Genomic DNA, 25,708 nt, shown 5'->3' with positions numbered 1-25,708 from the left:
GGTAGGTTATTGCGGCACGCCAGCGCTTCATGTATGAAAACCAATCAAACGCCGTTGCTCCACTCGCGTGAAAAGTTTCTGGAATGGTATCTCGTCTCGACCCTTGGACAAATCCTGCAAACAATAGAGGCATCCTACCTGCAATCGGCCCTAAAGCTTACTTATAATCAAAAAACATTACAAGTTGGTTTATTAGGCTCGGAAACGCTATATATCGACCCCGAATTCCTGGGCGATTTCGTGCTGGTCGATGATATTCCCCCCGCCTCCAGTTTAAGGCCGCATTCGCTGATCGCCGCCGCCACCGAACTCCCCATCGATAGCGAAAGTGTCGATGTCTTGATCCTGCCCCATGTCATCGAATTCGAGACCGACCGCCACCAGGTCCTGCGGGAAGCCGAGCGCGTCCTGAAGCCGGAGGGCCGCTTGTTCATCCTGGGGATCAACCCCTGGAACCCGCATGGCCTCATCGGCCATCTGCCCCGCGAACCCGCCGTCTGGCACACCCGCTCCGTCAGCAGCCACCGCATGCTGGATTGGCTGGGGCTTTTGAAATTCGAGGCCGAATACAACGCGGCCTTTTCCATTTCCACCTCGCAGGTGCTGGGCCGGCCCGATAGCCTCTGGGACCGCACCAAGGCCGAGCTGTCCTTCGCCTACGCCATTAAAGCCATTAAACGGCGTTACACTTTGATCCCGCTCAAACCCCAGTGGATCAACGCCCCGAGCTTGGCGGCGGGGCATATGTTCGAACAACCCAAGATACTCACCCTCGACGAATGAGCGATACCGTTTATATCTACACCGACGGCGCCTGCCGGGGCAATCCCGGTCCCGGCGGCTGGGGCGTTTTGTTGCGCTATAAGGACAAGGAATTGGAGTTATATGGCGGCGAACCCGCCACCACCAACAACCGCATGGAACTCACCGCCGCCATCCGGGGTTTGGAAGCCCTCAAGCGCCCCAGCATAGTCACGCTCGCCACCGATTCGCAATACGTGATGAAGGGCATCTCGGAATGGCTGCCCAATTGGGTCCGCCGGGGCTGGCGCACCGCCGGCAACAGCCCGGTCAAGAACGCCGATTTGTGGCGGCTGTTGGACGCCGCCCGCCGCGATCATCAGGTCGAATGGCAATGGGTGAAAGGCCACGCCGGCCACCCCGAAAACGAACGCGCCGACCGCCTCGCCAACCGGGGCATCGACGAACTTCCCCCCGCCCGCCGTTAATCCACCATGCGCCAAATCGTCCTCGACACCGAAACCACCGGCCTCGAACCCGCCCAAGGCCATCGCATCATCGAAATCGGCTGCGTCGAAATCCTCAACCGCAAGCTGACCGGCAACCATTTCCATACCTATCTGAACCCCGAGCGCGATATCGACGCCGAGGCGGTCAAAGTCCATGGCCTGAGCCGGGATTTCCTGGCCGACAAACCGCGCTTCGCCCAGGTCGCCCAACGGTTCCTGGACTTCGTGACCGGCGCGGAATTGGTCATCCACAACGCGGCTTTCGACGTGGGTTTCCTCAACCACGAATTGCGGCGCTGGAATCCGGCCCTACCGGAACTCGCCGCACGCTGCCCCATCCTCGACACCCTGCTGCTGGCCCGTAAAAAGCACCCCGGACAGCGCAACAACCTGGACGCCCTCTGCAAGCGCTATGGCGTCGATAACCGCCACCGCGATTTGCACGGCGCCTTGCTCGACGCCGAAATCCTGGCCGAGGTCTATCTCGCCATGACCGGTGGCCAGACGCTGTTGGTCCTGGAACCCGAATCCGAGCCGGACATCCCGGCCACCCAAGCCACCGCCACGCCGCTGAGCCTCCAACCCCGCGCGCCCCGCCCCGGCGACCACCCCCGGCTGAAAGTCGTGCGCTGCACCGAGACCGAACTGGAAGCCCACGCCGCCCGCCTGGCCGAAATCGCCAAGGCGGCGGGCGGGCGCTGCCTCTGGCAGGGCGAAGGATAGAAACCGGGGCGCTAATCGGTTATCCTTTGCCCGCTCGACGACGCGCCACAAGCACGAGGAGAGGTGGCTGAGCGGTTTAAAGCGGCGGTCTTGAAAACCGTTGACGGTTGATCCCGTCCGGGGGTTCGAATCCCTCCCTCTCCGCCACCCCTGGAAACGACCCCACACGATCCTATGATCAATATCCTGCTGGTAGACGATCATGAACTGGTTCGCACTGGCATCGAACACCTGTTGCGGGCGGGCAAGGATATGAACGTGGTGGGCGTGGGCGCTTCGGGGGAAGAGGCCATCGAGTTGACCGAACAACTCGGCCCCGATGTCATCCTGATGGACATCAACATGCCCGGCATGGGTGGTATCGAAGCCTGCCGCAAGATCAACCACAAGCATCCGCAAGTGAAGATCGTGGCCCTGAGCGTCTATGCCGACGGCCCATACCCGCACCAACTGCTGAGCCAGGGCGCTGACGGTTATCTCTCGAAGAACTGTCCGCCCAGCGAACTCATGGCCGCCGTGCGGACGGTCCACGGGGGCGGGAAATATCTGAGCCAGGACGTGGCGAACAAGATGGCCCTGGCCTCGCTCCCCGGCCAGACCACGACCCCTTTCGACCAACTGTCGTACCGGGAATTACAGTTCGTCCTCATGACCCTGCAAGGCAAATCGATGCAGCAAATGGGCGACCTGCTGAACATCAGCCCTAAGACCGTGACCACCTACCGTTACCGTGCCTTCGAGAAGCTGGGCGTGAAAAACGGCGTGGAGCTGACCAAATTAGCTGTCCAGTTCGACTTGGCGCGGGATGAATTGATCGCTTCCAAACAGCCCCGGTGGTGAAATTGGTAGACACAAGGGACTTAAAATCCCTCGGAGTAAAATCCGTGCCGGTTCGACCCCGGCCCGGGGCACCATACAAACAAAGGGGATAGGCCGGTGAAAGGGATTCCGCGCGGACAATTCCCTCGCGGTTTGTCCGATTCCTGTCCGATCCGCTAAAAATGGCCCGCATCCGTAAACGCGGCGACTCCTGGCAGGCCGAAGTCATCCGCAAAGGCTTCAAGCCGATTTCCCGGACCTTCGACCGCAAGGCCGACGCCGAGAAATGGAGCAAGGAAGTGGAGGCCCAGATGCTGGGCGGGCGCTATGTGGACACCAGGGAGGCCGAATCTCTCACGGTCGCCGACGCCCTGAACCGCTACAAGCGCGAGGTCACCCCTGGCAAGAAGGGCGCGAAGCGCGAGGCCGACCGCATCGAGCGGTGGCGTGCCGACCCCCTGGCGTCCAAGTCCATCGCCGCGCTCCGCAGTTCCGATCTTGCCGCATGGCGCGACGCCAAGATCAGGATCGGGCTGTCGCCGAACTCCGTGCGCCTGGAACTCGCCCTGATTTCCCATCTCTACACCATTGCCGCCAAAGAGTGGGGGCTTCCCGTCGTCAACCCCTGCGCCAACATCCGCAAGCCCAGTGCCGGGCCGGGCCGGGAGGTCCGTATGTCGCCCACCCAGGAAACCGCCATCCTGGCCGAAGCCGCTCAAATTAACCCCGAGTTGCCCGCGTGGATCGTCCTGGCGGTCGAGACGGGGATGCGGCGAGGCGAGGTGGCGGGACTGCGCTGGGAGTGGATCAAGGGCCGCGTAGCGCGGTTGCCGGACACGAAGAACGGAAGCGCCCGCGATGTGCCGCTGTCCCCCCGCGCCCAGGATGTGCTGTCCGCCCTGCCCCGCCGGATCGATGGGCGCGTGCTGGGGATGGACCTGGATTGGGTGACGAAAGCGTTCGGGGAAGCGGCGGCGCGGGCCGGATGCCCGGAAATCCGCTTCCACGACCTGCGGCACGAAGCCACAAGCCGGTTTTTCGAGAAGGGATTGGGGATTATGGAGGTCGCCACCATCACCGGGCATAAAACCCTGGCGATGCTCAGGCGCTACACCCATATGAGCGCGGAAAGGCTGGCGGACAAGTTAGGTTGATGCCCTCACGATCTCCACCTCATACCCTAACCGCTTCCGCCCCGCCCTCCCCTTCTCCTTTTCCTTCGCCTCCCGCTTCGCCCTGGCCTCGGATTCCTGGCCATCGATCCACGCCATGATGGTCTCACGCTTCCATGCGACCTTTCCGCCCAGCCGGAACGATGGGGGCAAATCTCCGCGCCTATCCATCCCCTGGATTGCTGGGTAGCTTTTCCCCAATAAGGCCGCTACGTCGGCGATGTAGAGGATTGCTTGCTCTGGTCTCATCCTTCGGTTCCTCTCTCTCCAGCTACTTGGGCGATAGTCAGAATAGTCATGCCACACCCCCCAGCAATCCAAATCCAACCCGCTCGACAGTGACTTTCCCCGGCAGGACAAACCCGGATGGATAGACCGTGGGGCGCGCGTGCCGCCGGATCAGGATCGACCGGCATTGGCCGCACTCGAAATGATCGATGGGCAGGTGGTTGGGCATGGCCGAAAGCGGGGTTTGGGCACCGCAGGTGCAGGTCATGAAGGGTTCGGAGTTCATGTCACCCTTTCCAGCCCTTCCCGTACTCCCCCGGCCCGTGCCGCGTCTATTTGGGATTGGGCGAGGTCGGCGCGAAGGTACTCCGTGCCGTCCGTACCCTCTTCCAAAATTCCGCTAATCGGATGGGCGTTGAAAAACGCCCGCTCTGGCATCGCTATCGTTTTCCCGGTATCTGCGCTCATTTCCGCCGCTCCACATTCACCCCCCCGAACATCCCCGCCAGCGCCGGAAGGAATTCCGCCAACTCCAGCGTCATCACCGCGAAATCCGCATCGAACCGTTCCTCCGCGTCGTCCGTGTCCACCTCCTCCGCCTTCTCCTGCACCAGGTCGAGGAACCGCAGGCGCTTGATGGTCAAAGCCTCGTCCAGCACGAAGCCGATGCGGTCCCGGTAGGTCAAGGCCAGCTTGATGACCTCCTTCCCGGCCTCAAGGTGATTCTGGATTTCCGGGGCGCCCAGGTCGTGCTTGCGGCAGCGCACGGTGCCGCCATCCTCCTCCGGGGAACGCAGTTCGGCATCGGTGTCCAGCACGACCCCGGCGGGCGGGCCATCCTCGGCCAACCAATGGGTCATGATGGTGCTTGGCATGTACTTGGTGGCGAACGGCACCACCGGCAGACTGCCCAGGCATTGCCGCAACAGGCTGGTGAGTTCGTCGGCCTTCTTGGCGCTGGCGCTGTCCACCACCAGCCAGCCGCCCTTGGGATCGATGTAGGCATAGGTCCGCTTGCTGTGGACGAAGGCCCGCGGCAGCAAGTCCTGCATCACCTCGTCGCGCAGCGCGTCCTTCTCCTTGCGCCGCACCGGGGTTCCACGCCGGGATTCGATCTCTTCAATCCGGTCGGCCAGCACCTCGTTCACCACGCCGGCCGGGAGTATCTTCTCTTCCCGGCGCAGGCAGATCATCAGGAAGCCGTTGGCGGCGTGGACCAGGGACGCGGCGTCGGATTTGCCCGTCGGTGGAACCCACCCCAGGCTGGCGGGCTCAAGGGAGCCACAGCCCTGGAACCGACGTTGCCGGATGCGCCCATCCAGGTCGGTGGCGTCCAGGGGGAAAGGTTCGGTGAATAGGAATAACAGGAGGTTTTTGAAGAACATGTGGGTTATCTCTTGGTTTATCAAAAAGGAAGCGCCCGTCAAAAAGGGATATCATCGTCGTCATAATCATCGACACCCCCGGCACCCGACTTGGGTTCATCGACGATGACCGTTTCGCCCCCAATCGTGTATGCCCCCTGTTTAACCCCAGCCAAACCCGACCGCGCCTTGATCGATTCCTCGCATAGCCCATTCGCCGCGACGTTGCCGCTCAGGGCGCATAATTCCTTGGAGGAGAACACGCCGGGATGCGTTTCGCCCACCATTTCCTCGGCGTTCCAGAACACGGTCCGGCCCACGCGGTACTCCACGCAATCGGGGTATTGCCGGACGACTTCCGCGAGTTCGGATAGCAGGGACGGCAGGTAGTTATGCCGGGGGCATCCGGCCCGCTGCTGGGAATAATCCAGGCGCGCGCCGGTCGCCGACGAGGTGGAATCGATCTGGCACAGCCAATCCCCGGAAGTGCCCTCGACCAGGGGGATGGCGAACCGGCAATTCCGGCAATGGGGACGGGGTAGTTCTATTCCCCAATAGATATGGGTGTTGTATTCCGGCTTGAAGGCCATGACGTCGTGCGGAACCCTGGACCGGGTTTCGTACATCGGGGCCGGGGGTTCTTCGGCCAGGACGATCCGCTCGGCGCGGGCCAGGCAGGCGCCGAACACGGTGTCGTCGAGCTTGATCCGTTCGGCGTGGACGGCCCCGGTGTCGCGGTCCTGGACGATGAACAGTGTCCGGTCGAGGCCCGCGGCCCCCATGTGGCATTGCACGTTCACCCAATATTCGGGACGCCAGTTTTCGACGCCCCGCTTGATGGCCTCCAGGAAGGCCTTGTGGGAAACCCCCTTGATCTCCACCACATGCCAGGTCTTGGGGGCTTCGGGGAAACCCAGGCCCACCCCGTCCATCTTCCCGGCGAAATGCCCGCCCAGGAACTGGTGCTTGAACTGCTTGCCGGTGTTCGGGTCGCGGTCCAGGAATTCCAGGCCCTGGATTTTGGCCAGGGTTGCCGCGATGTCCTTTTCGATGGCGTTGCCCATCATCATGGTGCGGCGGCGGTCCGGCACCGGGGCATCGGCGAACGACCAGCGGAAATTCAGCCACAGCAGCCTGTCGTCGGCTTCGCCGATGGCGCCGAACCCGATGCCGCCGCCCATGAACCGCTCGCTTTCCAGCACCTCGTCCATGCGGTGGACCGTGGTATCGAGGATCAGGCTTTCTTCATCTTCGGGGGTATTGTTCATAGGGTGTCTTTCATCCCAAAAGCAAAAGGTTACGGGGGTGGGATAGGGGCCGGGATGCAGCAGGCATACCTTGCCGTTGCCGTTGCGGATTTCGATGTCGATGGGTTTGGGGGAGGGTTTCATCCATTACGCCGCCTCCGCTTCCCGCCGATAATTCACCTGGGTTATGTCCTTCCATTTGGAAACCATATCCACCGCTATCGATTCCACGTCCTTGAACCGAACCTCTCCGCGCTGGATTTTTTGAACGGCATCCACCACGTCGCGGGGTTCCGTGGGGGGCGTGGTCAATTCCTTCCATTGCCTGATCGATTTATCCCGCGCATAACCCTCGTGTTCCAAAAAGAGATTGATGCGGAAATACGACAGGTCGCTTTGGAACAGGATTTGTAGATAAGGTTTTCCGGTTTTGTTGGATATCGGGGATTGGTAGCCGATGCCATCGACGGGGAAGGTTTCCAGGCGCGGGCCGGTCGCCGTCAGGATGGTGGCCTGGGAGGCCACGGTGTTGAGGGTGGGGGCGGGCGGCGGGAAGGCCGTGCCGCAGGTCTTGCAGCGGGTGGCGCCCGCCGGGTTGATGGCCCCGCATTCGGCGCACGGCTTGAACGGGGTTCCGTGGTTTTCCCCGTCTTTCTTGCGGGGCGCGGGACGCCCGCGGATATCGTCCACGGGGCCGAGCAAGGCCGTGGTGTCGGTGAAGTCGAGCCACAGGCAGTCGGCCTTGCCGTTGCGGATGGATTCCTCGATGTCCTTGCCCGCGATGCGCATCCCGCGCCCGGCGATCTGGACATACAGCACGGGGGATTTGGTGTTGCGGACCAGGGCGATCAAATCCAGGTCGGGCACGTCGAAGCCGGTGGTGAGGCAGGCGACGTTGCACAGCGCCTTGACGCGCCCGAGCTTGAAGCCCTTGACGATGGCCTCCCGTTCCGACTTGGGGGTCTTCTCGCTGACGACGGCGGACGCGATGCCGCGCCGCTTGAACTCGGCGGCCATGTGTTCGGCGTGGGCCACTGTGACGCAGAACACCAGCCATTTCTTGCGGTCCCGGCCCTGCTCCATGATCTCGCCGACGATCTTCTCCGTGAGTTCGTCGCGGTCCAGGCGCTGGGCCAGCTCCGACACCACGTAGTCGCCGCTCGCCGTGCGGAGGCCGTCGCCGGAAACCTGGGTGGCGGTGGCCCCGATCACCAGGGGGGCCAGGAATCCCTTTTTGAGCAATTCCTTCATGCCCACGCTGGCCGCGATGTCGGTGAACAGGGCTTCGCCGCCCTCGGTGAGCCAGATGCCATTGCCCCGGAACGCCGTCCCGGTCCAGCCCACCACCCGCAGGTAGTGGTTGTTGGTTTTCAGCTTGCGGATGATTTCCCGGTACATGCCGGTATCCTTCGGGTTGATGAGGTGGCTTTCATCACACAAAACCAAATCGAAAAACCCGAGCTTTTCCGCCACCTTGACGATGGTGCCGGGCGTGCCGATCACCACGTCGTCCCGGTGGCTGTATTGCTTGCGCCCCAGGCTGGCGGACAGCACGCCTATCCCCAGGTCCGGGCACAGTTCCACCAGCTTCTCCAGGTTTTGCTCCGCCAATTCCTTGGACGGGGCGATCACCAGGATCCGGCTTTTATTGCGGGAATCCCATTCCACGGCCTCCCGGCACAGGGCGGCGATGAGGATCGATTTGCCCGCGCCCACGCAGGCCGAAACGATGGGGTTTCCTTCCGGGTTCTCGGCGAACCATTCGTAGAGCTTATCCAGCGCCCAGCGCTGGTAGTCGCGTAGCGTTATTTTTTTCTGGGTCATGTTTCCCTCCGATACTCCGCCCCCCGTGGCCCACGCCGGGGCATGGGCCACGGGCCGATGGTTTATCCGGTCAGGTTATGTGCGGCGTTCCCAGGGCTTGCCGCCGGTGGGGCGGGGCGGAATGGCGGCTTGGGCGGGCTGGGGCTGTGGACTGGGCGCGGCCTGGCTGGGGTCCTGGTATTGCGCCGGGGCCGGGCGTTGTTGCTGGGGAGCCGGGGCGGGCCGCTGCTGCGGGGGACCGGCGCGGGACGCTGTTGGGGGGCGGGGGCCGGCGTGGGGCGCTGTTGGGGGGCATACCCGCCGGACGCCTCGAACTGGCGGATGCGGTTGCGGTCGCCGTACTGCGGGTCCTTGCTCTTCTCGACGATGACGTGGGCCGTGAATTCGCGGCCTTCCAGGGTCTTCAGCAGCCTGGCGGCGAGGCGTTCGTTGCCGGTATAGCCGCACGCCTTCATCCATTGCTTGACCGCCTGTTCGGCGATCCGCTTGGTGGTGTCGTTGGTATGCTGCAAGCAGTAGTTCTCGAAAATCTTGCGGTTGTTGGAGCCGTCCACCACTTGGAAGGTGACGGCCACCATCTTGCCGTTGCTCGGTTCCTTGCAGGTTTTAACCTCGATTTCCACCGCCTGCATCCCATATTTCCCGGCGGGCATCGGGCCGTAATTGCCCGCGTTTTCATCGACCGAACCCATATCGTTGTCGAACGCGAAATCATCTTCATATTCTGGGTAGTTCATAGTGTTGACCTATTGGTTGTGACCGTTTGACCGAATGACCGTTGGTTTCCCGCTGGGATAATCAAGGGGCGGCGGGCGCACCCCGTTGATCCTTATGGCCCCGGTTGGATAGGGGGGTCGGTGATGCCGATGGCATACCCGAACGCCCGGAAGCTGTTTCCCGGCGGTTCGTCCGGCGGGACGACGATCTTGGCGGGCAGGGCATAGCCGTTGAGGGTGCGGGCCTTGGCGTCGAAGGCCGCGCTGCGCCTGAAGTGGAGTTCGTGCTTGTCGAAGGATTTGCCGCGGGCCTTGCCCTGGATTTCGCCCTGGCGGTTTTCCTTGGCCATGAGCGCGGTGTCGTAGTTGTAGAAGGCCACCACGTCGCAGGCTTCCCGCAGCCGGGCGGCGTTCACCTCGTCGAGCTTGATCCGGTAGCGGTCGTAACCGGCGGCGGTGGTGGGGTCCTCGAATTTCTTCACCTCGCAGTGCCCGATGACGATGATGTTCATGTCCCGGTAGGTGCGGAGGTAGGCAAGCAAATCCAGGAAACGGACGAATTGCTCGCGCAGGGCCACCGTGCCCTTGCCGAATCCCCCGCGCACATCCTCCAGGGATTCCACCCGGAACTGGTCGCACAGGTCCTGCCGGATCATGGTTTCCGCCCAGTCGATGCTGTCCAGCACCACGGTATTGAACCCGTGTTCCTCCCTCAGCAAGACGTTGATGGCCTCCTCAAGCTCGGCCTTGTTTTCCGCGCCGGGGAACCGCGCCACGTCGAGTTCGCTGCTGCCGTCCTCGGCGTTGATGAAAATGGGATTGGGGGCACCGGCGGCGAGCGTCGATTTGCCCACCCCGTCCACGCCGTAGAGCGCCATCATGAACGGCCTCTGGATCCTGCCGATGGTGACGTTCGCCAGCGACATCTTCTTTTGTTGTGGTTCAGCCATATTCCCCACCTTGAGGGGTTCGAGCGGGGGCGTCGCCGCCCCCTTGGGGTTGTCGGGACCGGTTATTCGTAATCGGCGGCGTTCGGGTCGGCGCTTTGGTTGATGCCGACATCGATGGATACCCAACCGTCGTTCCAATCCACGGCTTCACCGCTGCCGATGGGGTGCGGATTGTCGGCATCGGTCAGGCCGGACAGCGCGGCTTGCTGGCCCTCGACGAAGGCCGCGCTGGGGCCATCGGATTCGCTGGCGGTTTCGTCGTCGGCTTCCGTCGCTTCGTCCAAGCGCTCGGTGGCCACCTCGGCGGCTTCGGCGGAGGTGGTTTCGGCGATCTCGTTGGCGTTCTCGGACATGGTTTTCTCCAATATGGAATGAAATGGTTTGATATTGCCGTTCCGGCCAGGGCCGGGACGTATGACCCCGTGGGGTTCCCCGCCAGGCACTTTTTCGCTTCCGCGATGGCCATTCCCGGCGGGGGAATTCATCGATTTCGTGTTATCACCCGAGCCTACGTGGTCCAGTTCCACGCGGTATCCGGTGCCCCTGCGGGGGGGGCAGCCGTGCCGGGCGGCGGCTGGGCCAGAAAGAGGACCAAGGCCGACATCGCTATCACAGGGGCCATACCTTCGGTTGCACCGGGCCGCGCGGGGCGTTGGCCTCGCATTCCAGGTCGGCGATGGCGGCTTGCGCCTTCTCGGCCCGGCGCTGCGCGAAATGCTGTTCATCGACCAGGGCGCGGGCGCGGCCTTGGGCCAGGATTTGGCGGAGCTTGGCGTGCTTGAGGGTTCGCATGTTGGGGTTCTCCTAAAAAATCCCGGCGGAACCCACGTCGCCGCCGGGGAAGGGAGGTTTTCAGGTGGGCGGGATAATGGTGTCCACCCCCGCCTTGGCCCGGATGAATGCCCGGAACGCTTCCGGCCGGCCCCGGAATGTGGCCCTCAGCGTCCGGTAGGCGTCGTGGACGCGGCGTTCCAAGTGGCCCGGGCGACGGGCCGTTCTCGCGGCCCGTTGGATGGCTTCGGGGAGGCTGGATAAATCCCATCCCAGCCGGGCCGCGCCGTGGGCCTGCTTGAACAGGACGCGGGAGGGGCTGGGCGTCCGGGGCGCGTCCAGGTCGGACGAGGCGTAGGCCAGGGCCAAGGCGGGGTCCGGTTTGGTGGCGGGCGCTTTCGGCTCGGCCATCGCCGCGGCGATTTCCGCCTTGCTCTCGAACACCGGATAGGTGGTCCCGGAGGTCGGGACGCCGGGCACGACATCGGCGGGCGGGGCCGGGATGCGGTAGGTTTTTTCGGTGGACTCGGCGGCGGCGACGACGGTGACGGGTTCGTCGGGAGCGGCCAGAATGTGTTTGCGGATGCTGGCAATCAGGGTTTGGCGGGTTGGGGTCGGCATGTTCTTTTTCCCGTTGTTCGTTCGCTTGTGGAGCCGCCCGCGCCTGGTTTGGGGGACTGACCGTTGGTTTGCGTGGTGGGCGGGGCGGCTTGGGAGAAATGCTACCTACTTGGGTATTGTTGTGCAATACCTAAGTAGGTATTTTTTACGCGGACACAAAAAAGCCCGGACGGGCCGGGCTAGGAATGGGCATGAAAAAGCCCGCGCTGGGCGGGCTGGGATGGGCACTAAAAAACCCGCTCGGGGCGGGTTCGATAATCGTCAGGCGAATTCAATCACTCGGCTTGCTCCATCCCGCACGGTGGTGACGGGGATGAAGCGCATTTCGTAGCTGTCCGCTTCGCGCTCAATTTCGCGGAGGATTTTATCGAGCGATTCGCGCTGCTTCGGCGACAGGATGGCATCATCCTGGCGGGGCGAGGCCAAAATCAAGGCCGCCATGGAAATGCCGGAGAATTCCTTGGCCCGGTAAAGCTCCCAGAGACGGGCATGGGCATCCCTCAAGCCCGCCGATTGCCGGGATGGGGACATCATGCCGAAATGGATAAGCGAGCGCGGAGAGCAAAAACCAAACTTGATGGGTTGGCCGTTTGGAATTAAGGGTAAAGCTCGGTTGAAACACTTCTCCAGATCCGGGCGCTCGTTAAGTACGTGGATCCTGACCTCGGTAGCAAACAACCGGTTGGCTTCCTCGGGCACGGGTTCCACCGATTCCTCGATATCCTCAAGTTTATCCATGTTGGCTAGGCTCGAATGCAAAAGCGCGGCAGTCCTCAAGGCTTCCGCCAAGGATTCCGCATAGGATTCTTTCAATGGGCCGGCCTCCAAGCCCAACAACGTGGGAGACGCTTCACGGATAGAGCCTACCCTGGTCACATCGACCAGCATTTTCAATCCTGTTTCGATCAAGGTGCGCGCGCCAACGGCAGCTTTATTGCCATAAAGGGAATCGAGTACATCGTCGCGGATGATGCGATGGGCGGTGATTTGGTCGGCGAAATCCAGCAAAACGCCCACCATCAGCCGTTCGCCGGTATCCGCGACAGGCTCCCAAAAGACGGGTCTCCATAAGGCATTAGTGGTCATGGCTTCACCGCGAAAAGGTCGTCCGGTTGGGGAAATCGCTCCAAAACCTTGGCCGGAAGCTCTCCCAGCCTTTTTTCAATGTAGTGAACATAGCCTGAAAAATCCACGTCTTCGGGCGATTCAATCTCGCTAGGAATGCTGCGGTCCAATGCCAAAGCGGAAGCGACAGCCCCGGACTCCATCGCGTCCAGTTTTCCGGCGAGTTCGGCCAGCACAACCATGATGTTGTGCTCATGGGGAGCTAAGCCGAGGGTGCGTTCGTGGTCAATATAAGCGTGATCCACGCCATCCCATAGGAAATTCCCCAAGTTCCGGTCGGCGTTGGCGATAAGCTCGTCCACTGCCAGGGCGCGTGGAGCGTCAGCCCATCCACACACAATCATGGCGGCATATTTCGTTAAAAGCACCTGGGTGTCTGGTGGTAAACCGTCGTGCAACCCCAAGCGCTGCTTAAGGTTGGGATACCCAACCTCCAGGCTGGCGAATAACCACTCCCCATGCTCGCGGATCAGCACCGGTTCCGGTACGGGCAGCCCCCATCCGCGCATCACCATGGCGCAAACACATTCCGCCAGCACCGTATCCAAAGGCAAATGCTTGACAATAGCCGCATATTGTTGACCATCAACTTTCACCGCAGCCCTGTAGGGCTTGGTATGCCCCTCGCCAGTTTTTTTGCCCTTGGACACAAGGACGCCAACACGAATTTTCATGGATTGAATTCATTTTTTTTGTGGAGAACTGCCCAGGATGGCCAAAATGGTTTCACGCATATGGTCGGGAACCTGGCGCGTTTCAATCTCTTGCTTGATTTTTTCAATGAACACCGCCTCGTCCTGAGACAGTGCCATTGTTTCGTGTGGGTTTGCTTGGTCCAGCCAAAGCGGGCCGAGGCCGAGTTTGCCTTCAATGTCGCGGGCTAGCTTTTCGCCAATCCCGCGATTGTCTTTTTTCCCCTTCTCGACAGGAACGGTCTCAACGTCGATCAGCATCCGATGAACATTCGGGGCCGGACGGTCGATGGCCCGCGCAAATGCAGCTTTGTTGCCCTCGAATCGCTCCTCGATGAGCTTGAGTAGGTTCTGGCGCCGGATCGATTTGATGTTCATCGCGTAATTACACCCCACCGCTACCGGCTTGGGTATTCTCTGGATAGGTATTGCATGATGGTACCCAAGTAGGTAATCTTTGCCGCATGGACCTAAAGACATATCTGCGCTCCTTGAGCCAACAACAGAAAGAAGACTTCGCCACCCGGTGTAGCTGCACCTTGCAGCACATCAAATTCGTGGCGTATCGGGCAAAGCAGGCTTCCGAAACCCTCGCCATGGCCATCGAGCGCCAGTCCGGCGGCGCGGTTACGGTCGAGGAACTGCGCCCCGACCTGATCGAGCATTGGGCCTACATCCGGGGCACGGCCAAGCGCGTGCCGGAGGATGCGGAAACTTTGAACCAAGCCGCCTAGGCGTGGGGCGCTCATTCATCCGCCCCCTGGTAGTCCGCGTCGGCGACGCGCTCGCCGGGCAGCCGGAAATAGCCCTGGCATCCGGGGCATTGCATGAGGTGGCCCGCTTCCAACAAGGCCATAGGTATATCGATGGCGTGGCCGCAAGCGCAGTGGAGCCGGAGCAAGGAATCCGGGCCGGAATTGATGATTTCGTATCGCATTTGGAAAGCCCCTCCGATATTCGGTGGGGAAATGATGCACGCCTGGATCGGCGTGCGTCTCTACCAGCAACCATCAGCTATGACAGGGAATGTTCAGCTATGCCGTACCGCCCCAGGATCATGGAACTGAAACTCGACGTACCACCGGATATCACCTACCAATACCCCGACCTCATGTCCGTGGTGCGGGCATCGGTGAAGGCGTCCGGCATCCCCCTCAAGGTGCTGGCCGACAAACTCGGGGAACGTGACGAGAACGCGCTGAGCCGGAAGCTCTCGGCCAACGGTGCCGACAACGTGAATTTCCCGCTCAAGAAGCTTTCGCTGCTCATCGCGGCGCTCGGGGAGGAAGGGAAGCCCATCCTGTATTGGTTGAACGCGACCCATCTGGTGGAGCCGGAGCAGAAGGCCGAGCAGGCCGCCAAAACCCTGCAAGGGATGATGCCGACGCTGATCCAGCTCGTGCGGGATGTCGGCTACCGGGTGGAGAAGGCTCCATGAGCCTGGAAATCCGCCCGGTGACGTTCGATACGGCCAAGGCGTTCATCGCCCGCCACCACCGCCACCACGGCCCCACCCGCTCGTGGAAGTTCGGCGTCGGGGTGTCGCGGGGGGATGACCTGGTGGGCGTCATCGTGGTGGGCCGGCCCGTGGCCCGCGCCCTGGACGACGGTTTCACCGCGGAAGTCACGCGCTGCTGCACCGACGGCACCCGCAACGCCTGCTCGAAACTGTACGGCACCGCCGCCCGGATCTGCCGGGCAATGGGCTACCGCCGGATCGTCACCTACACCCTGGACACCGAGGCCGGGACCAGCCTGGAAGCGGCGGGCTGGACCTTCGCGGCCATGACCCAAGGGCACCGGGAATGGTCGTGCCCCTCCCGCCCCAGGGAAACCAAGGCACCGACCTGCGCGAAGAAACGGTGGGAAAAGCCGCTGTTCCGGGTCGTGAGGATAGCTGAATGATTTCGCGGGATAGCTGATGAACGCCGATGGAACCAGGGCGGCCGGAAGGCGGCTCAAGGCAACAAAAAACCCGGCCACTGGTGACACAGCGCCGGGTTCCACTTCAACCACCTAAACAGGAGGTGATCGACATGCCCAGTATACCACTGCACCCACGCACCCTCGATGGGCTCATGGCCCCTTCCCACGGAACGGAGGCGCGGAAATGACGGCACCGGCCCAACAACCCAACCTGTTCCAGGCCATCAACCGGCTATGGCCGGTCGACCTGGATTTGATCTGGCTCCGGGAGCGCGACAAGGCGCCCGTCCAAAACCAATGGACCACCCAGGACCGCAAGACCCTGTCCGAACTCAAGCAAAGCTGGCGGCAAGGCTACAACCTGGGCATCCGGCTGGGCGTCCGGTCGGTGCTGCGGGAGGGCGTGTGTTGCGTGGGCGTGGACATGGACGTGCGCTCGGACGAGGCCCGCCACTTCCAGGAAGCCTACGCCGCCGTCGAGGAACTGCTGGAGAACCCCGGCCAATATCCGACCGTCCTGTCCGGGCGCGGCAACGGCTCCCGCCACTACTACGCCGCCGTCGAGATCGAGCGGCTACCCCACACCTGCCACTTCCGGCGCTCCAAGGACACGGTGTACGACCCGGCCCGGAAGAAGCGGGTACCGGCCTGGGAGGTGGATATCGGTTCCACCGGGCGGCAGTTCGTGGCCCCCGGTTCGGTCCACCCGTCGGGGGGCGTCTACACCGAGGCGGTGCCCCTCGACCGCATCCCCGACGTGCCGGAAGCCTTCTACGAGGCGCTGGAGACCGTCCCGGAAACCGATATCCACCGCGCCGTCGTCATCCCCATCAGCGCCGCCGACGTGGACCTCGACGCCCTGCCGTTGCCGGAAGGCATCAAGGAAAAGATCAGGTCCGGCCCGGCCCCGGAGGACGAGGGGCGCTGGCCCAGCCGTTCCGAGTATTTCTTCGCCATGCTCTGCGCCCTGGCCGCCGCCGGCCTGGACGACGAAACGATGTGCGGCGTGGCGACATGCCCGGCCTACGCGATGAGCGGGAAGCCGCTGGGGAACCGCAAGGGCATCCGCGCCTCGGCCATGCAATGGGTGGCCCGGCAGATTCCCCGTGCCCGCGCCCAGGCGGAACGCTGGAGGTTGGAAAACCGGCTGGACGTGGACCTCTCCGACCCGGCCAACAATCCGGGCGTCGACGAGTTCTTCGATCCCGAGAACATCGCGGAAATGAACCGGCAGAAGAAGTACGAGGTGGTGCCGGAAGCCCCGGCCCAACACAGGCCGTTCCCCTGCGAGACGCTGAACGAGGTGGCGGCGTGGCTGCAATCGGAGGCCCCGGAAATCTGTTGGCAGACCGGGCAGATAGCGGCCATCGCCCTGGCCAGCGCCGCCGCCAGCCGCCGGTACCGGACGGAGTTCGGCGACCCGCTGAACCTCTACACCGGCATCGTCACCCATTCCATCGGCCTGGTGCGGCACTACAAACCGGCCCTGCACCGCGCCCTGGCCGAAGCCGGATACGCGGGCATGATCGCCAATGGCCGGTTCTCGTCGCCGGGCGTGCTCTACAACATGCTGCACCGCTCGCCCGCCCTGCTCTACGTCTCGGACGACTATGGCTCCCAGCTCGCGTTCGCCAAGCGCCAGCCGTCAGGGGCGCATGAGCAGACCCTGTCGATCTTCGCCGATATCCACAACGCCAAGCCCATATACCTCAACAACGGGCAGGAGGCCGGGATTGGCAAGCAGGGCGAGCGGGTGGTCATCCACCACCCCGCGCTGTCCATCCTGGCCATGATTTCGGCGGACCAGCTCTCCACCGTGGTCCGGGCCTCCGAACTCGGGCGCGGCGCCCTCGAACAATTCCTGTTCGTCCTGGCCCCGGAAGACCCCGCCGCCTACACCATGAACGACCCCGAGCCCGGCGACGTGCCGGGCTGGATCGCCGCGCATCTCCAGGCCATCCGCCTGATCGAGCAAGGCGACGACACCGACCTGGTGAAGGACAACCCCGCGCAAGAGCCGGACCTGAGGACCGTGCGGTTCGACGCCAAGCTCGACGCGGCCTACGCGGCGATCATGGCGATCTCCGACCGGCGCGAGGCCCGGCCCATCCTGCTGTCGGCGCGGGCCATCCTGCGGCGGCTGTGCGCCGTCCTGGCGGTGTGGGCCAACCCGCCCCATCCGGTGGTGTCGCGGGAAATCCTGGCCTGGACTTCCGGTTACGTGGCCGCCAACGTCCGGGCGTTCCTGGAAGCCTTCAACATCCTCAGCACCGACGACGGGAAGCTGACCCAGTACCAGCAAATCCTCGACCATATCGCCCAGGGCGGCGCGGAGGGCCGGACCCCGAAAGACCTGAGCCAGCGCTGTTGGGCCTTCAAGAAGCTTTCCAAGGAAAAGCGGGCCGAGACGATGGATTTGCTGCTGGAGGATGGGGAGGTCGTGCAGATGCCCAGGGGGCGCGGCGGCAAGGTCTACATCGCGGCGCGGTTCGTCAAGGAGGCCGGGGCCGCGGAGGTATTCGCGGAGGAATCCGGCGATACGCCTCCGGGGGGAAGCGTATGAACCAAAACGGAAAAACCTACCAGGAATTCCTGCGGGACAAGATCAAGCTGGCCGGATTCGGCGGCTTCGACGTGGCCCCGTCGGAAATCAACCCCATCCTGAAACCCCACCAGCGCGACATCGTGCGGTGGGCGGTGAAGGGCGGGCAGCGGGCCGTGTTCGCCGCGTTCGGCCTGGGCAAGTCGGTCATCCAGATCGAGATTCTACGGCTGATCCTCAAATATGCGGGCGGGCCGGTGCTGGTGGTCCTGCCCTTGGGTGTTCGCCAGGAGTTCCGCCGCGATGGCCAGATGTTGGGGGTGGAATTCAAGTTCATCCGCCGTACCGAAGAAATTTGGCCGGACGTGGATAGCGGGTTCTACCTGACCAACTACGAGAGCCTCCGGGACGGGAAGCTCGATCCGAACCGGTTCACCGCCGTCAGCCTGGACGAGGCGTCCGTGCTGCGTAGCTTCGGCTCCAAGACCTACCAGGAGTTCCTGCCCCTGTTCGCCCGCGTCCGCTACAAGTTCGTGGCGACGGCCACCCCCAGCCCCAACCGCTACAAGGAACTGATCCACTACGGCGGGTTCCTGGGGATCATGGACACCGGGCAGGCGCTCACGAGGTTCTTCAAAAGGGATTCCACCCAGGCGAACAACCTCACGCTCTATCCGCACAAGGAACGGGAATTTTGGCTCTGGCTCAACTCCTGGGCCGTGTTCCTGCAACGCCCTTCCGACCTGGGCTACAGCGACGAAGGCTACGACCTGCCGCCGCTCAAGGTGGTCTACCACGAGGTGCCCGCCGGGGAATTGGTGGGCCACGGGCGCGACGGCCAGGGCTTGCTGTTCCCCGACGCGGCCATGGGCCTCAAGGAAGCCGCCGGCGAAAAACGGGATTCCATCCAGGCCCGCATCCGCAAGATGGTGGACATCCTCAAGGCCGACCCCGGTTCCCACTACATCCTCTGGCACCATCTGGAGGCCGAGCGGCACGCCATCAAGGCGGCATGGCCGGAAGCCACCGAGGTCTACGGCACGCTGGACCTGGACGAGCGGGAGCGGCGGGTGGTGGCGTTCTCGGAGGGCCGCGCCAAGTATCTCGCCACCAAGGAGGAAATATCCGGTTCCGGGTGCAATTTCCAACGGCATTGCCACAAGGCGATATTCACCAGCATCGGGTACCGGTTCAACGACTTCATCCAGGCCATCCACCGGATATACCGGTTCCTCCAGACGGAAGAATGTGAAATCCACATCATCCACACCGAGGCGGAACGGGAAATCCTGCGGTCGTTGCAGGAGAAGTGGACCCAGCACAACGAATTGGCGGCGAATATGAGCGACATCATCCAAGAACACGGATTGAACACCCTATCCATCGCGGACACCCTGGCCCGGACCATCGGCGTGGAGCGGGTGGAGGTTTCCGGCAAGCACGGGCGTTTCCGGGTGGCGAACAACGATTGCGTGGACGAGGCCCGGCGCGTGGAGGAAAACTCCGTGGGCCTGATCGTCACCAGCATCCCCTTCGCCAACCACTACGAATACACCCCGACCTACGAGGATTTCGGGCACACCGAGGACAACGCCCATTTCTGGGAGCAAATGGATTTCCTCACGCCGGAGCTGCTGCGCATCCTGCAACCGGGGCGGCTGTACTGCTGCCATGTGAAGGACCGCATCCTGTTCGGCAACGTCACCGGCCAGGGCGTGCCCACGGTGTCGCCGTTCCATGCCGAGGCGATATTCCATGGCATCCGGCACGGGTTCCAATACCTGGGCATGATCACCGTCGTCACCGACGTGGTGCGCGAGAACAACCAGACCTACCGCCTGGGCTGGTCGGAGCAGTGCAAGGACGGCACCAAGATGGGCGTGGGTTCCCCCGAGTACATCCTGCTGTTCCGCAAGCCCCAGACCGACCGCTCCAAAGGCTACGCCGATGTGCCGGTGCAGAAATCCAAAGACGCCTACACCCGCGCCCGCTGGCAGGTGGACGCCCATGCGCTGTGGCGGTCCCGTGGCGACCGGCCTTTGACCGCCGATGATCTGGCGGGCATGGGGCCGGACAAGCTGGCGAAGGCCTTCACCCGGTTCAGCCTGGAACACGTCTACGACTACGAGTTCCACGTCAGGGTCGGCGAGGAACTCGAAGCCCGCGGCGCGTTGCCGTCCAGCTTCATGAGCCTCGCCCCCGGTTCCGGCCATCCCGCCGTCTGGCACGACATCAACCGGATGCGGACCCTCAACGGCAACCAGTCGGCGAAGGGCTTGCAGAACCATGTCTGTCCCCTGCAATTCGACATCGTGGAGCGCCTAATCGAGCGCTACAGCAACCGGGACGAACGGGTCTACGACCCGTTCGGCGGGCTGATGACCGTGCCCTACTGCGCCGTGAAGATGGGCAGGCGGGGCGGGGGGTCGGAACTCAACCCGGCCTATTTCCTGGACGGCCTGCAATACCTGCAAGCGGCGGAACGGGACCACGCCATGCCCACGCTATTCGACCTGCTGGAAGCGGAAGGTGGGTTGGAAAAAGCCGCCGCTTGACGCGGGTGTCTGTATATCAAGATTGGAATTGAGGTATTCCATGGCCAGTAAGAAAGACGAGTTGTTGGCGTTGGTAGGGCGGTATTACGACGGAGTGTCGGTGAAAACCGCCCTCGAAAAGCTGCCCAAATCCTGGTTCACCACCAGCGATCCTAAAAAGGAAGTCGCTAATTGCCTACAGGTATTGCGGCGCGAAGGGTTGATTGAATCCCGTGAAATCGAGAACTCGGGCGTTTTCAATTGGTTCAAGGTCGATAGCGCCCCGGCCTCGAACCCCCACGAAGCCCCGGATGGGCCGGGTGATATTGGCACGGACGCGGTGATGGTCGGCGCAGCGGAGGGGACCGCTGATGCCGGAGCCGGGGCGGACACGTCCGCCCCGGAAAATGGGGTGGACGATTCCATCCCAACGGTGGAGGAAAGCCTTCCACCCGTCCCGCTCGGGGCCGTCGCCAAATTCGCCGCCCTGGCGCTGGAAGCCGAATTGAAACACGACGGCCCGGCGGTCGAGTTCCGGGAGACGGCGATTCCGGCCGAGCGGTTTGTCCTGGGGCCGCGCCCGCCCCGGATCGAGGGGATCGACTGGGTTTGGGCGGCGCGGACGGAGGATGGGCAGTTATTCGAGGATACCGATGCCGCGATAGAACATCGCGATTCCGTCCGCCTGGACCGGTTGATCGCGGAGTTCGTAGAGGAATGCGGTCCGACAACCCATGGGGTGGTTGAAGGAATTAGGGTTTGGGAAGAATTCAAGCGGAGCCATGTTGGATCAATAGGTGGTGCAACACTATGACTCCGACCACCCAAGAATTCTTGCACGATCCTTCCCAGGGACAGACGGGCGATTGCGTGAGGGCTTGCCTTGCCACGCTGTTGGATTTGCCCCTGGGCGAGGTTCCCCACTTCGCACAACTTCACCCCGACACCCGGAAATTCGACCGGGCCATCAACGCATGGTTGGGACGCCGTGGCCTCGCCCATCTCGAAGCCAACCCGTTCGGTTTCGATTGGGTTATGCGCGACGGCACCGACGTTTACCACTTGATCTACGGCCCATCGCCACGACACCAGGGCGTCCTGCACGCCGTGGTCGGCAAGAACGGACGGATCGAGTTCGACCCGCACCCCGACCGTACCGGCCTTGCCGGTGATCCCGACCAATGGACCTGGGGGTTCTTGATCCATGCGGGGTCCAGCCTATTGGGCGGGAAAACTCGGGTAGAAGGGGGATGCGTGGTGGATGCTGGCCGCTCTCCCGCCAAAGCCGCGCCCGGCTTGGCTTCCGGCCTCCGGGTAGATGGGAGAGGCGAATCCCCTTGGGGCTTATGCCCCCCCTATATAAAGGATTAGACCTCTTTATATAAGCATCTACCCCGCTACCCGAACGCTGGAAGCCTTACGTAGCAAGGGATTGAGTGGGAGAGGAAGGCTCATCCACTTCGCGTCTACCCCTCTCCCGGAACCGAAAACAACCGAATTGCCGGGCCTAGGGTCGCTCCCGAAAGGCGATAAGCCTGAATCGCGCGGCCCGGCATCTTAATCAGGCGGATCAACGACAGGTGATTGATATGCAACAAATGAAAGCCCTAGCGGTGAACGAGCACCCATTCTTAGCCGCCATCGCCGCCGCCCTCGAACCCCCGCGCCAGGAACCCGCCCCGGACGGCCTGACGGCCCAGCAGGCGCACGCCTACGCCGGGATGCTGGAATTCTGCCGGGGCCAGACGGACGCGGCCCTGATGGTGCTGGAAGGCTTCGCCGGGGTGGGCAAGAGCCACGTCGTCGGCAAGCTGGTGGCCGACCTGCAAGCGGAGCGCGTGATCGGCGTCGCGGCGCCCACCAACAAGGCGGTGAAGGTGCTGGCGTCCAACCTCCGCAAGTTCGGCGTGGTCCGGTTCGGCAACAAGCGGCCGCGGGGTTCGCGGTTCGACCGGGACGAATGGGACGGCCAGGGCGGCAAGGTGTGCGTCGGCACCCTCCACAGCTTCCTGGGCCTGCAAATGCAGGAGCGCGACGACGGCACCCAGCAGATCACCCAGAAGCGCGACAGCACCATCCACGACCTGGACGTGCTGGTGGTGGACGAGGCCTCGATGGTCGGCACCGACATGTTCAAGCTGCTGCTGCGCGTGCGCCGCGACTGCCTGATCCTGTTCGTCGGCGACCCGGCCCAGTTGCCGCCCGTCGAGAAGGCCGGCGTGGGCATGTCCCCGGTGTTCTCCCACGTCGAGCGCCAGGCCCGGCTGACGGAGGTCGTCCGGCAGGCCCAGGGCAATCCCATGATCGCGCTGTCCATGGTGATCCGCCGCTTCATCGAGGCCGAACAGCGGATGACCATGGCCGACATCATGGCCGCCATCCCCCGGGATGCCACGGCCATCGGGGCGTTCTCGATGCGGCCCGAGGAAATCGCCGGATGGGCCGTGTCGGAAATCCGCGAGGGCCGGGATTGCCGGGTGCTGGCCTTCCGCAACGCCACCGTCGAGTTCTTCAACCGGGCCGTCCACGAAGCCCTGTACGGCCCGGTGCCGGACGGGCGCACCCCGTTCGACGTGGGCGAGCCCGTCATCGTCCACAGCGCCTGCGACGCCGACAAGGTGGCCGAGAACATGGTGCGCTTGATCGACGGCGTGGAGGTGTCCACGCCGGTCACGGACCCCACCCAACTCCACACCAGCCAGGAACTCACGATCAAGCGCATCGAGCGCGACGTCAGGCACCGCTACTACCCGGACGTGCCCGAGCGTCCGAGCCTCCGCGCCGACCTCCTGTACCTGGACGACGGCGACGACAACGAGATCATGGTCCACGTGGCCCACGATCCCGACCTGGTCGCGCGCCTGGTGTCCGAACTGTTCACGCAGGCGAACGACCTCAAGCGCCGGGCCAACGATGAAATGAACCCGAAGCTGAAGGAAGGCCTGCTGACGGACTCCAAGGGCGCGTCGGGACGGGCCTGGGCCATGAAGAACGCCTTCGCCCCCATCCGCCACGCCTACGCCATCACCGTCCACAAGAGCCAGGGCAGCACGTTCGATACCGCCCTGGTGGACTACCGCGACCTGAACCGGATGGTGGAGGCGTACCAGTTCAACCGGGCGCTGTACGTGGCCTGCACCCGCGCTTCCCAATTCCTGGCCATCTGCGCGTGAGGAACCAATGACCAGCCCATTGGAACGGCTTTTTGAAAGCCAGTGTTTGACACTCAAATTGCCGGTTCCGGTGCGCGAATGGGAGTTCCGTGTCGGCAGGAATTGGCGGGCCGATTTCGCTTGGCCCGAATACCGCCTGATCCTGGAAATAGAAGGGGGCATTCATTCCAGGGGAAGGCATACCCGCGCCCAGGGTTTCGCCAACGATGTCGAAAAATACAACGAGGCGGCGCTGGGCGGCTGGGTGGTATTGCGGGCCACCGGGGAAATGGTCCGGGATGGCCGTGCGATAGGCGTCGTCGCGAGGTTTTTCGATAAATCATACAAGGCAAGGCCATGAGTGGAAACGAAGCGGGCTGAGGGAATGACGGCATGCAGCTAGGCCGGGGCGCGGCGGTTTTGTCGATGCCGGTATCGAAAGGCATCGGCCCCAAATGCTTCAAGATTGCCGGGAGCGGCCAGCCGGGGCATCCGGTCCATCTAGAAAAGGATTTGCGGCCGCTTTTCAAGCATCCGCCTGAAATTTTTTAAATGCGCTTTGTTCAGGTTTATGTGCCAATCGAGTTGGTGTATTATTTGGTTTTCACAAACAAGTGGGTAAGTTATGTCAGAAGCATTGGAAGGTATGAACGAGGAAGAACTGGCCGAGACTATCGCCAATGCCCAAAAAGCGCTGGAAACCAAGCGCCGTGAAAGCCGAGCTGAAACTATCGCCAAGATCAAGGAACTAGCGGCGTCCATCAATATGGATGTGGAATTGACCGAGAAGGGTCGGAAGGTTGTCCCGATGGGCCGGACGGGTACCAAGGTGCCGGTTAAATACCGCGACCCCGCGAATCCAAAAAACCAGTGGTCCGGGCGCGGCATGAAGCCCAAGTGGTTGCAGGAGAAGATCAATGCCGGGGCCGGCGCGGATGATTTCCTGTTGCCGGAGTTCAAGCCGCAGCAGGCCGCCGCATGACCAGGGCTGAACTCATCGCCGCCTTTGCGGCGGAATCCGACCTATCCAAAACCAAGGCCAAAGTGGTCTTGGAAGATTTGGAACGGGCCATTGAAACCGGCTTACAGCAGGATGGAGAAATACCGTTCCTGGGTAAGCTCAAGGTCGAGGACAAGCCGGAGCGGCAAGGCCGCAATCCCAGCACGGGTGCGGTGATTACCGTGCCCGCCAGCCGCAAGGTGAAGTTCAAGCCTTCCAAAACCCTGTTGGATTCGCTCAACGCCTGATGCCGCGCCATCCATCGATCAACTACAGCACGCCCCCTGGCCTGTCCGGCGATTATTTCCGCTGCGACCGGCTGGCGGGATTCTGGTCGGTGGAATCTTGCGCCACGCGCTGGGTCGCCGCGACAAAGGGTGGTGAAACCGCCGCCTCGTATCTGTCCTGCCGGAACTGCCCCATCGGTGCCGTCCACGCCGGACAGGCGTGCGACAACTCCGAATACCACCGCCGGGTGTGTGTGCGCTGCGATGGCCCCGCCGTGGCCCGGCATGTCCACGGGCTTTATTGCCAGTCCTGCGTCAACCGCCAGTACGAGATCGCCAAAGGTCGCGACGGGCGCGGCCATCCACCCCACCCCCTGGATATTTTCTGGTCGCTGGACCGGGAGGCGGTCAAGAGCAAACTGCTCCGGGTTCACAGTGGCCTGAGCCTGGGCATTGTGGTTGAAGGCCGCAGTGTGGTCCGGCATGACATCGCCGCGGCAACGCCCCTCGAAGCGGTGCGGATGGTGATGCACAAGGAGCCGCGCAAGGTGGCGTTCCGTTGGGCTCCCGCCCATCCAGCCCAACCGCCCGAACCGGATTTGTTCGCCGCCGTATGTTGAACTCGGCCAAGCCGCGTAGGATCAACCACGAGGACGCCGGATGGTTCCTGATCGAGCATGCCTGCCGGATATGTTCTGGGCGGCTCCTGTGGCGTCCCGGGCCGAATGGCGGCGGACAGGCCCGGTGTGCCGAGTGCGGGACCAAGGCGGTGGGCGAGCCCCGGAACCTGTGCTGGTGTGGCGCGAAGACGGCGACGGGCAAGAA

31 protein-coding genes and 2 tRNA genes are annotated in these 25,708 nt (G+C 62.9%); 19 read left to right on the top strand and 14 right to left on the bottom strand.

What is annotated here, in order from left to right:
- Positions 1 to 33 precede the first annotated feature (33 nt).
- From B9N93_RS03620 to B9N93_RS03590, 7 genes are all read left to right on the top strand, one after another.
- Positions 34 to 783, top strand: coding sequence for a class I SAM-dependent methyltransferase (locus B9N93_RS03620; protein ID WP_176225108.1), 750 nt, complete (start codon positions 34 to 36; stop codon positions 781 to 783).
- On the top strand, positions 780 to 1,229 hold the full coding sequence (gene rnhA / locus B9N93_RS03615) for a ribonuclease HI (RefSeq protein ID WP_085210972.1): 450 nt from the start codon (positions 780 to 782) through the stop codon (positions 1,227 to 1,229). Before B9N93_RS03620 ends, rnhA begins: the two co-directional genes overlap by 4 nt.
- Positions 1,230 to 1,235: 6 nt before the next feature.
- Positions 1,236 to 1,973 carry a DNA polymerase III subunit epsilon gene (dnaQ, locus tag B9N93_RS03610; RefSeq protein ID WP_085210970.1) on the top strand — a complete coding sequence of 246 codons (738 nt, stop codon included), beginning with the start codon at positions 1,236 to 1,238 and terminating at the stop codon, positions 1,971 to 1,973.
- Between the two features lie 57 nt (positions 1,974 to 2,030).
- Positions 2,031 to 2,120 (top strand) — tRNA-Ser (locus tag B9N93_RS03605).
- Between the two features lie 27 nt (positions 2,121 to 2,147).
- Positions 2,148 to 2,813: a response regulator gene (locus B9N93_RS03600; protein WP_085210968.1), complete on the top strand. Its 666-nt coding sequence runs from the start codon at positions 2,148 to 2,150 to the stop codon at positions 2,811 to 2,813.
- Positions 2,801 to 2,887 (top strand) — tRNA-Leu (locus tag B9N93_RS03595). The genes B9N93_RS03600 and B9N93_RS03595 overlap by 13 nt, the downstream gene beginning before the upstream one ends.
- A gap of 87 nt (positions 2,888 to 2,974) precedes the next feature.
- Positions 2,975 to 3,946: a tyrosine-type recombinase/integrase gene (locus B9N93_RS03590; RefSeq protein WP_085210966.1), complete on the top strand. Its 972-nt coding sequence runs from the start codon at positions 2,975 to 2,977 to the stop codon at positions 3,944 to 3,946.
- Here B9N93_RS03590 and B9N93_RS03585 read toward each other — a convergent pair.
- The 13 genes from B9N93_RS03585 to B9N93_RS03520 form a co-directional block, all read right to left on the bottom strand.
- Positions 3,938 to 4,213: a helix-turn-helix transcriptional regulator gene (locus tag B9N93_RS03585; protein ID WP_085210964.1), complete on the bottom strand. Its 276-nt coding sequence runs from the start codon at positions 4,211 to 4,213 to the stop codon at positions 3,938 to 3,940. The two genes, B9N93_RS03590 and B9N93_RS03585, sit on opposite strands and share 9 nt — an antisense overlap.
- A gap of 46 nt (positions 4,214 to 4,259) precedes the next feature.
- Positions 4,260 to 4,478: a hypothetical protein gene (locus B9N93_RS03580; RefSeq protein WP_085210963.1), complete on the bottom strand. Its 219-nt coding sequence runs from the start codon at positions 4,476 to 4,478 to the stop codon at positions 4,260 to 4,262.
- Between the two features lie 178 nt (positions 4,479 to 4,656).
- Positions 4,657 to 5,577 (bottom strand): recombination-associated protein RdgC, encoded by a 921-nt coding sequence (rdgC, locus tag B9N93_RS03570; protein ID WP_085210960.1) that lies wholly within the window; start codon positions 5,575 to 5,577, stop codon positions 4,657 to 4,659.
- Positions 5,578 to 5,615: 38 nt separating this feature from the next.
- Entirely contained in the window at positions 5,616 to 6,947 is a 1,332-nt protein-coding gene (locus B9N93_RS03565; protein ID WP_085210958.1) for a hypothetical protein, read from the bottom strand.
- Between the two features lie 3 nt (positions 6,948 to 6,950).
- Positions 6,951 to 8,627 (bottom strand): DEAD/DEAH box helicase, encoded by a 1,677-nt coding sequence (locus tag B9N93_RS03560; protein ID WP_085210957.1) that lies wholly within the window; start codon positions 8,625 to 8,627, stop codon positions 6,951 to 6,953.
- A 62-nt stretch (positions 8,628 to 8,689) separates the two neighbouring features.
- Positions 8,690 to 9,364: a DUF669 domain-containing protein gene (locus tag B9N93_RS03555; protein WP_085210955.1), complete on the bottom strand. Its 675-nt coding sequence runs from the start codon at positions 9,362 to 9,364 to the stop codon at positions 8,690 to 8,692.
- Positions 9,365 to 9,456: 92 nt separating this feature from the next.
- Positions 9,457 to 10,293, bottom strand: a complete 837-nt coding sequence (locus B9N93_RS03550) for an ATP-binding protein (RefSeq protein WP_085210953.1) — start codon at positions 10,291 to 10,293, stop codon at positions 9,457 to 9,459.
- A 62-nt stretch (positions 10,294 to 10,355) separates the two neighbouring features.
- The gene (locus B9N93_RS03545; protein WP_085210950.1) at positions 10,356 to 10,646 is read right to left on the bottom strand and encodes a hypothetical protein; all 291 of its coding nucleotides are present in this window, start codon (positions 10,644 to 10,646) and stop codon (positions 10,356 to 10,358) included.
- 256 nt (positions 10,647 to 10,902) lie between these two features.
- Positions 10,903 to 11,085 carry a hypothetical protein gene (locus tag B9N93_RS03540; protein ID WP_085210948.1) on the bottom strand — a complete coding sequence of 61 codons (183 nt, stop codon included), beginning with the start codon at positions 11,083 to 11,085 and terminating at the stop codon, positions 10,903 to 10,905.
- Positions 11,086 to 11,145: 60 nt separating this feature from the next.
- A complete protein-coding gene (locus B9N93_RS03535) occupies positions 11,146 to 11,685 on the bottom strand; it encodes a hypothetical protein (protein WP_085210946.1) in 540 nt (179 codons plus the stop codon).
- Positions 11,686 to 11,946: 261 nt separating this feature from the next.
- Positions 11,947 to 12,771 (bottom strand): hypothetical protein, encoded by an 825-nt coding sequence (locus B9N93_RS03530; protein WP_125468824.1) that lies wholly within the window; start codon positions 12,769 to 12,771, stop codon positions 11,947 to 11,949.
- Positions 12,768 to 13,484 carry a hypothetical protein gene (locus tag B9N93_RS03525; protein WP_085210942.1) on the bottom strand — a complete coding sequence of 239 codons (717 nt, stop codon included), beginning with the start codon at positions 13,482 to 13,484 and terminating at the stop codon, positions 12,768 to 12,770. Before B9N93_RS03525 ends, B9N93_RS03530 begins: the two co-directional genes overlap by 4 nt.
- 9 nt (positions 13,485 to 13,493) lie before the next feature.
- Positions 13,494 to 13,880, bottom strand: a complete 387-nt coding sequence (locus B9N93_RS03520) for a hypothetical protein (RefSeq protein WP_085210941.1) — start codon at positions 13,878 to 13,880, stop codon at positions 13,494 to 13,496.
- Between the two features lie 86 nt (positions 13,881 to 13,966).
- On the opposite strand from B9N93_RS03520, the gene B9N93_RS03515 reads away from it, so the two are divergent.
- Positions 13,967 to 14,236 (top strand): helix-turn-helix domain-containing protein, encoded by a 270-nt coding sequence (locus B9N93_RS03515; RefSeq protein ID WP_085210939.1) that lies wholly within the window; start codon positions 13,967 to 13,969, stop codon positions 14,234 to 14,236.
- 11 nt (positions 14,237 to 14,247) lie between these two features.
- Here B9N93_RS03515 and B9N93_RS03510 read toward each other — a convergent pair whose 3' ends face one another.
- The gene (locus B9N93_RS03510; protein ID WP_085210937.1) at positions 14,248 to 14,439 is read right to left on the bottom strand and encodes a hypothetical protein; all 192 of its coding nucleotides are present in this window, start codon (positions 14,437 to 14,439) and stop codon (positions 14,248 to 14,250) included.
- 99 nt (positions 14,440 to 14,538) lie between these two features.
- On the opposite strand from B9N93_RS03510, the gene B9N93_RS03505 reads away from it, so the two are divergent.
- From B9N93_RS03505 to B9N93_RS03455, 11 genes are all read left to right on the top strand, one after another.
- Positions 14,539 to 14,940, top strand: coding sequence for a hypothetical protein (locus B9N93_RS03505; protein ID WP_125468823.1), 402 nt, complete (start codon positions 14,539 to 14,541; stop codon positions 14,938 to 14,940).
- Positions 14,937 to 15,407, top strand: coding sequence for an XF1762 family protein (locus B9N93_RS03500; RefSeq protein WP_085210933.1), 471 nt, complete (start codon positions 14,937 to 14,939; stop codon positions 15,405 to 15,407). Before B9N93_RS03505 ends, B9N93_RS03500 begins: the two co-directional genes overlap by 4 nt.
- 205 nt (positions 15,408 to 15,612) lie before the next feature.
- Positions 15,613 to 17,991 carry a bifunctional DNA primase/polymerase gene (locus B9N93_RS03495; protein WP_085210931.1) on the top strand — a complete coding sequence of 793 codons (2,379 nt, stop codon included), beginning with the start codon at positions 15,613 to 15,615 and terminating at the stop codon, positions 17,989 to 17,991.
- Positions 17,988 to 20,525, top strand: coding sequence for a DNA methyltransferase (locus tag B9N93_RS03490; RefSeq protein WP_085210929.1), 2,538 nt, complete (start codon positions 17,988 to 17,990; stop codon positions 20,523 to 20,525). The genes B9N93_RS03495 and B9N93_RS03490 overlap by 4 nt, the downstream gene beginning before the upstream one ends.
- 40 nt (positions 20,526 to 20,565) lie before the next feature.
- A complete protein-coding gene (locus B9N93_RS03485) occupies positions 20,566 to 21,318 on the top strand; it encodes a hypothetical protein (RefSeq protein WP_085210927.1) in 753 nt (250 codons plus the stop codon).
- Positions 21,315 to 21,875, top strand: coding sequence for a hypothetical protein (locus B9N93_RS03480; protein ID WP_085210925.1), 561 nt, complete (start codon positions 21,315 to 21,317; stop codon positions 21,873 to 21,875). The genes B9N93_RS03485 and B9N93_RS03480 overlap by 4 nt, the downstream gene beginning before the upstream one ends.
- A gap of 218 nt (positions 21,876 to 22,093) precedes the next feature.
- Entirely contained in the window at positions 22,094 to 23,677 is a 1,584-nt protein-coding gene (locus B9N93_RS03475; protein WP_085210923.1) for an ATP-dependent DNA helicase, read from the top strand.
- A gap of 46 nt (positions 23,678 to 23,723) precedes the next feature.
- Positions 23,724 to 24,017, top strand: coding sequence for an endonuclease domain-containing protein (locus B9N93_RS03470; RefSeq protein WP_217807260.1), 294 nt, complete (start codon positions 23,724 to 23,726; stop codon positions 24,015 to 24,017).
- A 264-nt stretch (positions 24,018 to 24,281) separates the two neighbouring features.
- The gene (locus B9N93_RS03465; protein WP_085210919.1) at positions 24,282 to 24,638 is read left to right on the top strand and encodes an H-NS histone family protein; all 357 of its coding nucleotides are present in this window, start codon (positions 24,282 to 24,284) and stop codon (positions 24,636 to 24,638) included.
- Positions 24,635 to 24,904: an HU family DNA-binding protein gene (locus tag B9N93_RS03460; protein WP_085210917.1), complete on the top strand. Its 270-nt coding sequence runs from the start codon at positions 24,635 to 24,637 to the stop codon at positions 24,902 to 24,904. Before B9N93_RS03465 ends, B9N93_RS03460 begins: the two co-directional genes overlap by 4 nt.
- A complete protein-coding gene (locus B9N93_RS03455) occupies positions 24,904 to 25,503 on the top strand; it encodes a hypothetical protein (RefSeq protein WP_085210916.1) in 600 nt (199 codons plus the stop codon). Before B9N93_RS03460 ends, B9N93_RS03455 begins: the two co-directional genes overlap by 1 nt.
- Positions 25,504 to 25,708 lie beyond the last annotated feature (205 nt).

Source organism: Methylomagnum ishizawai (assembly GCF_900155475.1).
In the GTDB taxonomy this organism is placed as follows: domain Bacteria; phylum Pseudomonadota; class Gammaproteobacteria; order Methylococcales; family Methylococcaceae; genus Methylomagnum; species Methylomagnum ishizawai_A.
This window is presented reverse-complemented; position numbering and strand designations above follow the sequence as displayed.

Excerpts from the sequence above, each read along its gene's own strand:
- B9N93_RS03620 (WP_176225108.1), top strand. The coding sequence starts at position 34 with ATGAAAACCAATCAAACGCCGTTGCTCCACTCGCGTGAAAAGTTTCTG.
- rnhA (WP_085210972.1), top strand. The coding sequence starts at position 780 with ATGAGCGATACCGTTTATATCTACACCGACGGCGCCTGCCGGGGCAAT.
- dnaQ (WP_085210970.1), top strand. The coding sequence starts at position 1,236 with ATGCGCCAAATCGTCCTCGACACCGAAACCACCGGCCTCGAACCCGCC.
- B9N93_RS03600 (WP_085210968.1), top strand. The coding sequence starts at position 2,148 with ATGATCAATATCCTGCTGGTAGACGATCATGAACTGGTTCGCACTGGC.
- B9N93_RS03590 (WP_085210966.1), top strand. The coding sequence starts at position 2,975 with ATGGCCCGCATCCGTAAACGCGGCGACTCCTGGCAGGCCGAAGTCATC.
- B9N93_RS03585 (WP_085210964.1), bottom strand. The coding sequence starts at position 4,213 with ATGAGACCAGAGCAAGCAATCCTCTACATCGCCGACGTAGCGGCCTTA.
- B9N93_RS03580 (WP_085210963.1), bottom strand. The coding sequence starts at position 4,478 with ATGAACTCCGAACCCTTCATGACCTGCACCTGCGGTGCCCAAACCCCG.
- rdgC (WP_085210960.1), bottom strand. The coding sequence starts at position 5,577 with ATGTTCTTCAAAAACCTCCTGTTATTCCTATTCACCGAACCTTTCCCC.
- B9N93_RS03565 (WP_085210958.1), bottom strand. The coding sequence starts at position 6,947 with ATGAAACCCTCCCCCAAACCCATCGACATCGAAATCCGCAACGGCAAC.
- B9N93_RS03560 (WP_085210957.1), bottom strand. The coding sequence starts at position 8,627 with ATGACCCAGAAAAAAATAACGCTACGCGACTACCAGCGCTGGGCGCTG.
- B9N93_RS03555 (WP_085210955.1), bottom strand. The coding sequence starts at position 9,364 with ATGAACTACCCAGAATATGAAGATGATTTCGCGTTCGACAACGATATG.
- B9N93_RS03550 (WP_085210953.1), bottom strand. The coding sequence starts at position 10,293 with ATGGCTGAACCACAACAAAAGAAGATGTCGCTGGCGAACGTCACCATC.
- B9N93_RS03545 (WP_085210950.1), bottom strand. The coding sequence starts at position 10,646 with ATGTCCGAGAACGCCAACGAGATCGCCGAAACCACCTCCGCCGAAGCC.
- B9N93_RS03540 (WP_085210948.1), bottom strand. The coding sequence starts at position 11,085 with ATGCGAACCCTCAAGCACGCCAAGCTCCGCCAAATCCTGGCCCAAGGC.
- B9N93_RS03535 (WP_085210946.1), bottom strand. The coding sequence starts at position 11,685 with ATGCCGACCCCAACCCGCCAAACCCTGATTGCCAGCATCCGCAAACAC.
- B9N93_RS03530 (WP_125468824.1), bottom strand. The coding sequence starts at position 12,771 with ATGACCACTAATGCCTTATGGAGACCCGTCTTTTGGGAGCCTGTCGCG.
- B9N93_RS03525 (WP_085210942.1), bottom strand. The coding sequence starts at position 13,484 with ATGAAAATTCGTGTTGGCGTCCTTGTGTCCAAGGGCAAAAAAACTGGC.
- B9N93_RS03520 (WP_085210941.1), bottom strand. The coding sequence starts at position 13,880 with ATGAACATCAAATCGATCCGGCGCCAGAACCTACTCAAGCTCATCGAG.
- B9N93_RS03515 (WP_085210939.1), top strand. The coding sequence starts at position 13,967 with ATGGACCTAAAGACATATCTGCGCTCCTTGAGCCAACAACAGAAAGAA.
- B9N93_RS03510 (WP_085210937.1), bottom strand. The coding sequence starts at position 14,439 with ATGCGATACGAAATCATCAATTCCGGCCCGGATTCCTTGCTCCGGCTC.
- B9N93_RS03505 (WP_125468823.1), top strand. The coding sequence starts at position 14,539 with ATGCCGTACCGCCCCAGGATCATGGAACTGAAACTCGACGTACCACCG.
- B9N93_RS03500 (WP_085210933.1), top strand. The coding sequence starts at position 14,937 with ATGAGCCTGGAAATCCGCCCGGTGACGTTCGATACGGCCAAGGCGTTC.
- B9N93_RS03495 (WP_085210931.1), top strand. The coding sequence starts at position 15,613 with ATGACGGCACCGGCCCAACAACCCAACCTGTTCCAGGCCATCAACCGG.
- B9N93_RS03490 (WP_085210929.1), top strand. The coding sequence starts at position 17,988 with ATGAACCAAAACGGAAAAACCTACCAGGAATTCCTGCGGGACAAGATC.
- B9N93_RS03485 (WP_085210927.1), top strand. The coding sequence starts at position 20,566 with ATGGCCAGTAAGAAAGACGAGTTGTTGGCGTTGGTAGGGCGGTATTAC.
- B9N93_RS03480 (WP_085210925.1), top strand. The coding sequence starts at position 21,315 with ATGACTCCGACCACCCAAGAATTCTTGCACGATCCTTCCCAGGGACAG.
- B9N93_RS03475 (WP_085210923.1), top strand. The coding sequence starts at position 22,094 with ATGCAACAAATGAAAGCCCTAGCGGTGAACGAGCACCCATTCTTAGCC.
- B9N93_RS03465 (WP_085210919.1), top strand. The coding sequence starts at position 24,282 with ATGTCAGAAGCATTGGAAGGTATGAACGAGGAAGAACTGGCCGAGACT.
- B9N93_RS03460 (WP_085210917.1), top strand. The coding sequence starts at position 24,635 with ATGACCAGGGCTGAACTCATCGCCGCCTTTGCGGCGGAATCCGACCTA.
- B9N93_RS03455 (WP_085210916.1), top strand. The coding sequence starts at position 24,904 with ATGCCGCGCCATCCATCGATCAACTACAGCACGCCCCCTGGCCTGTCC.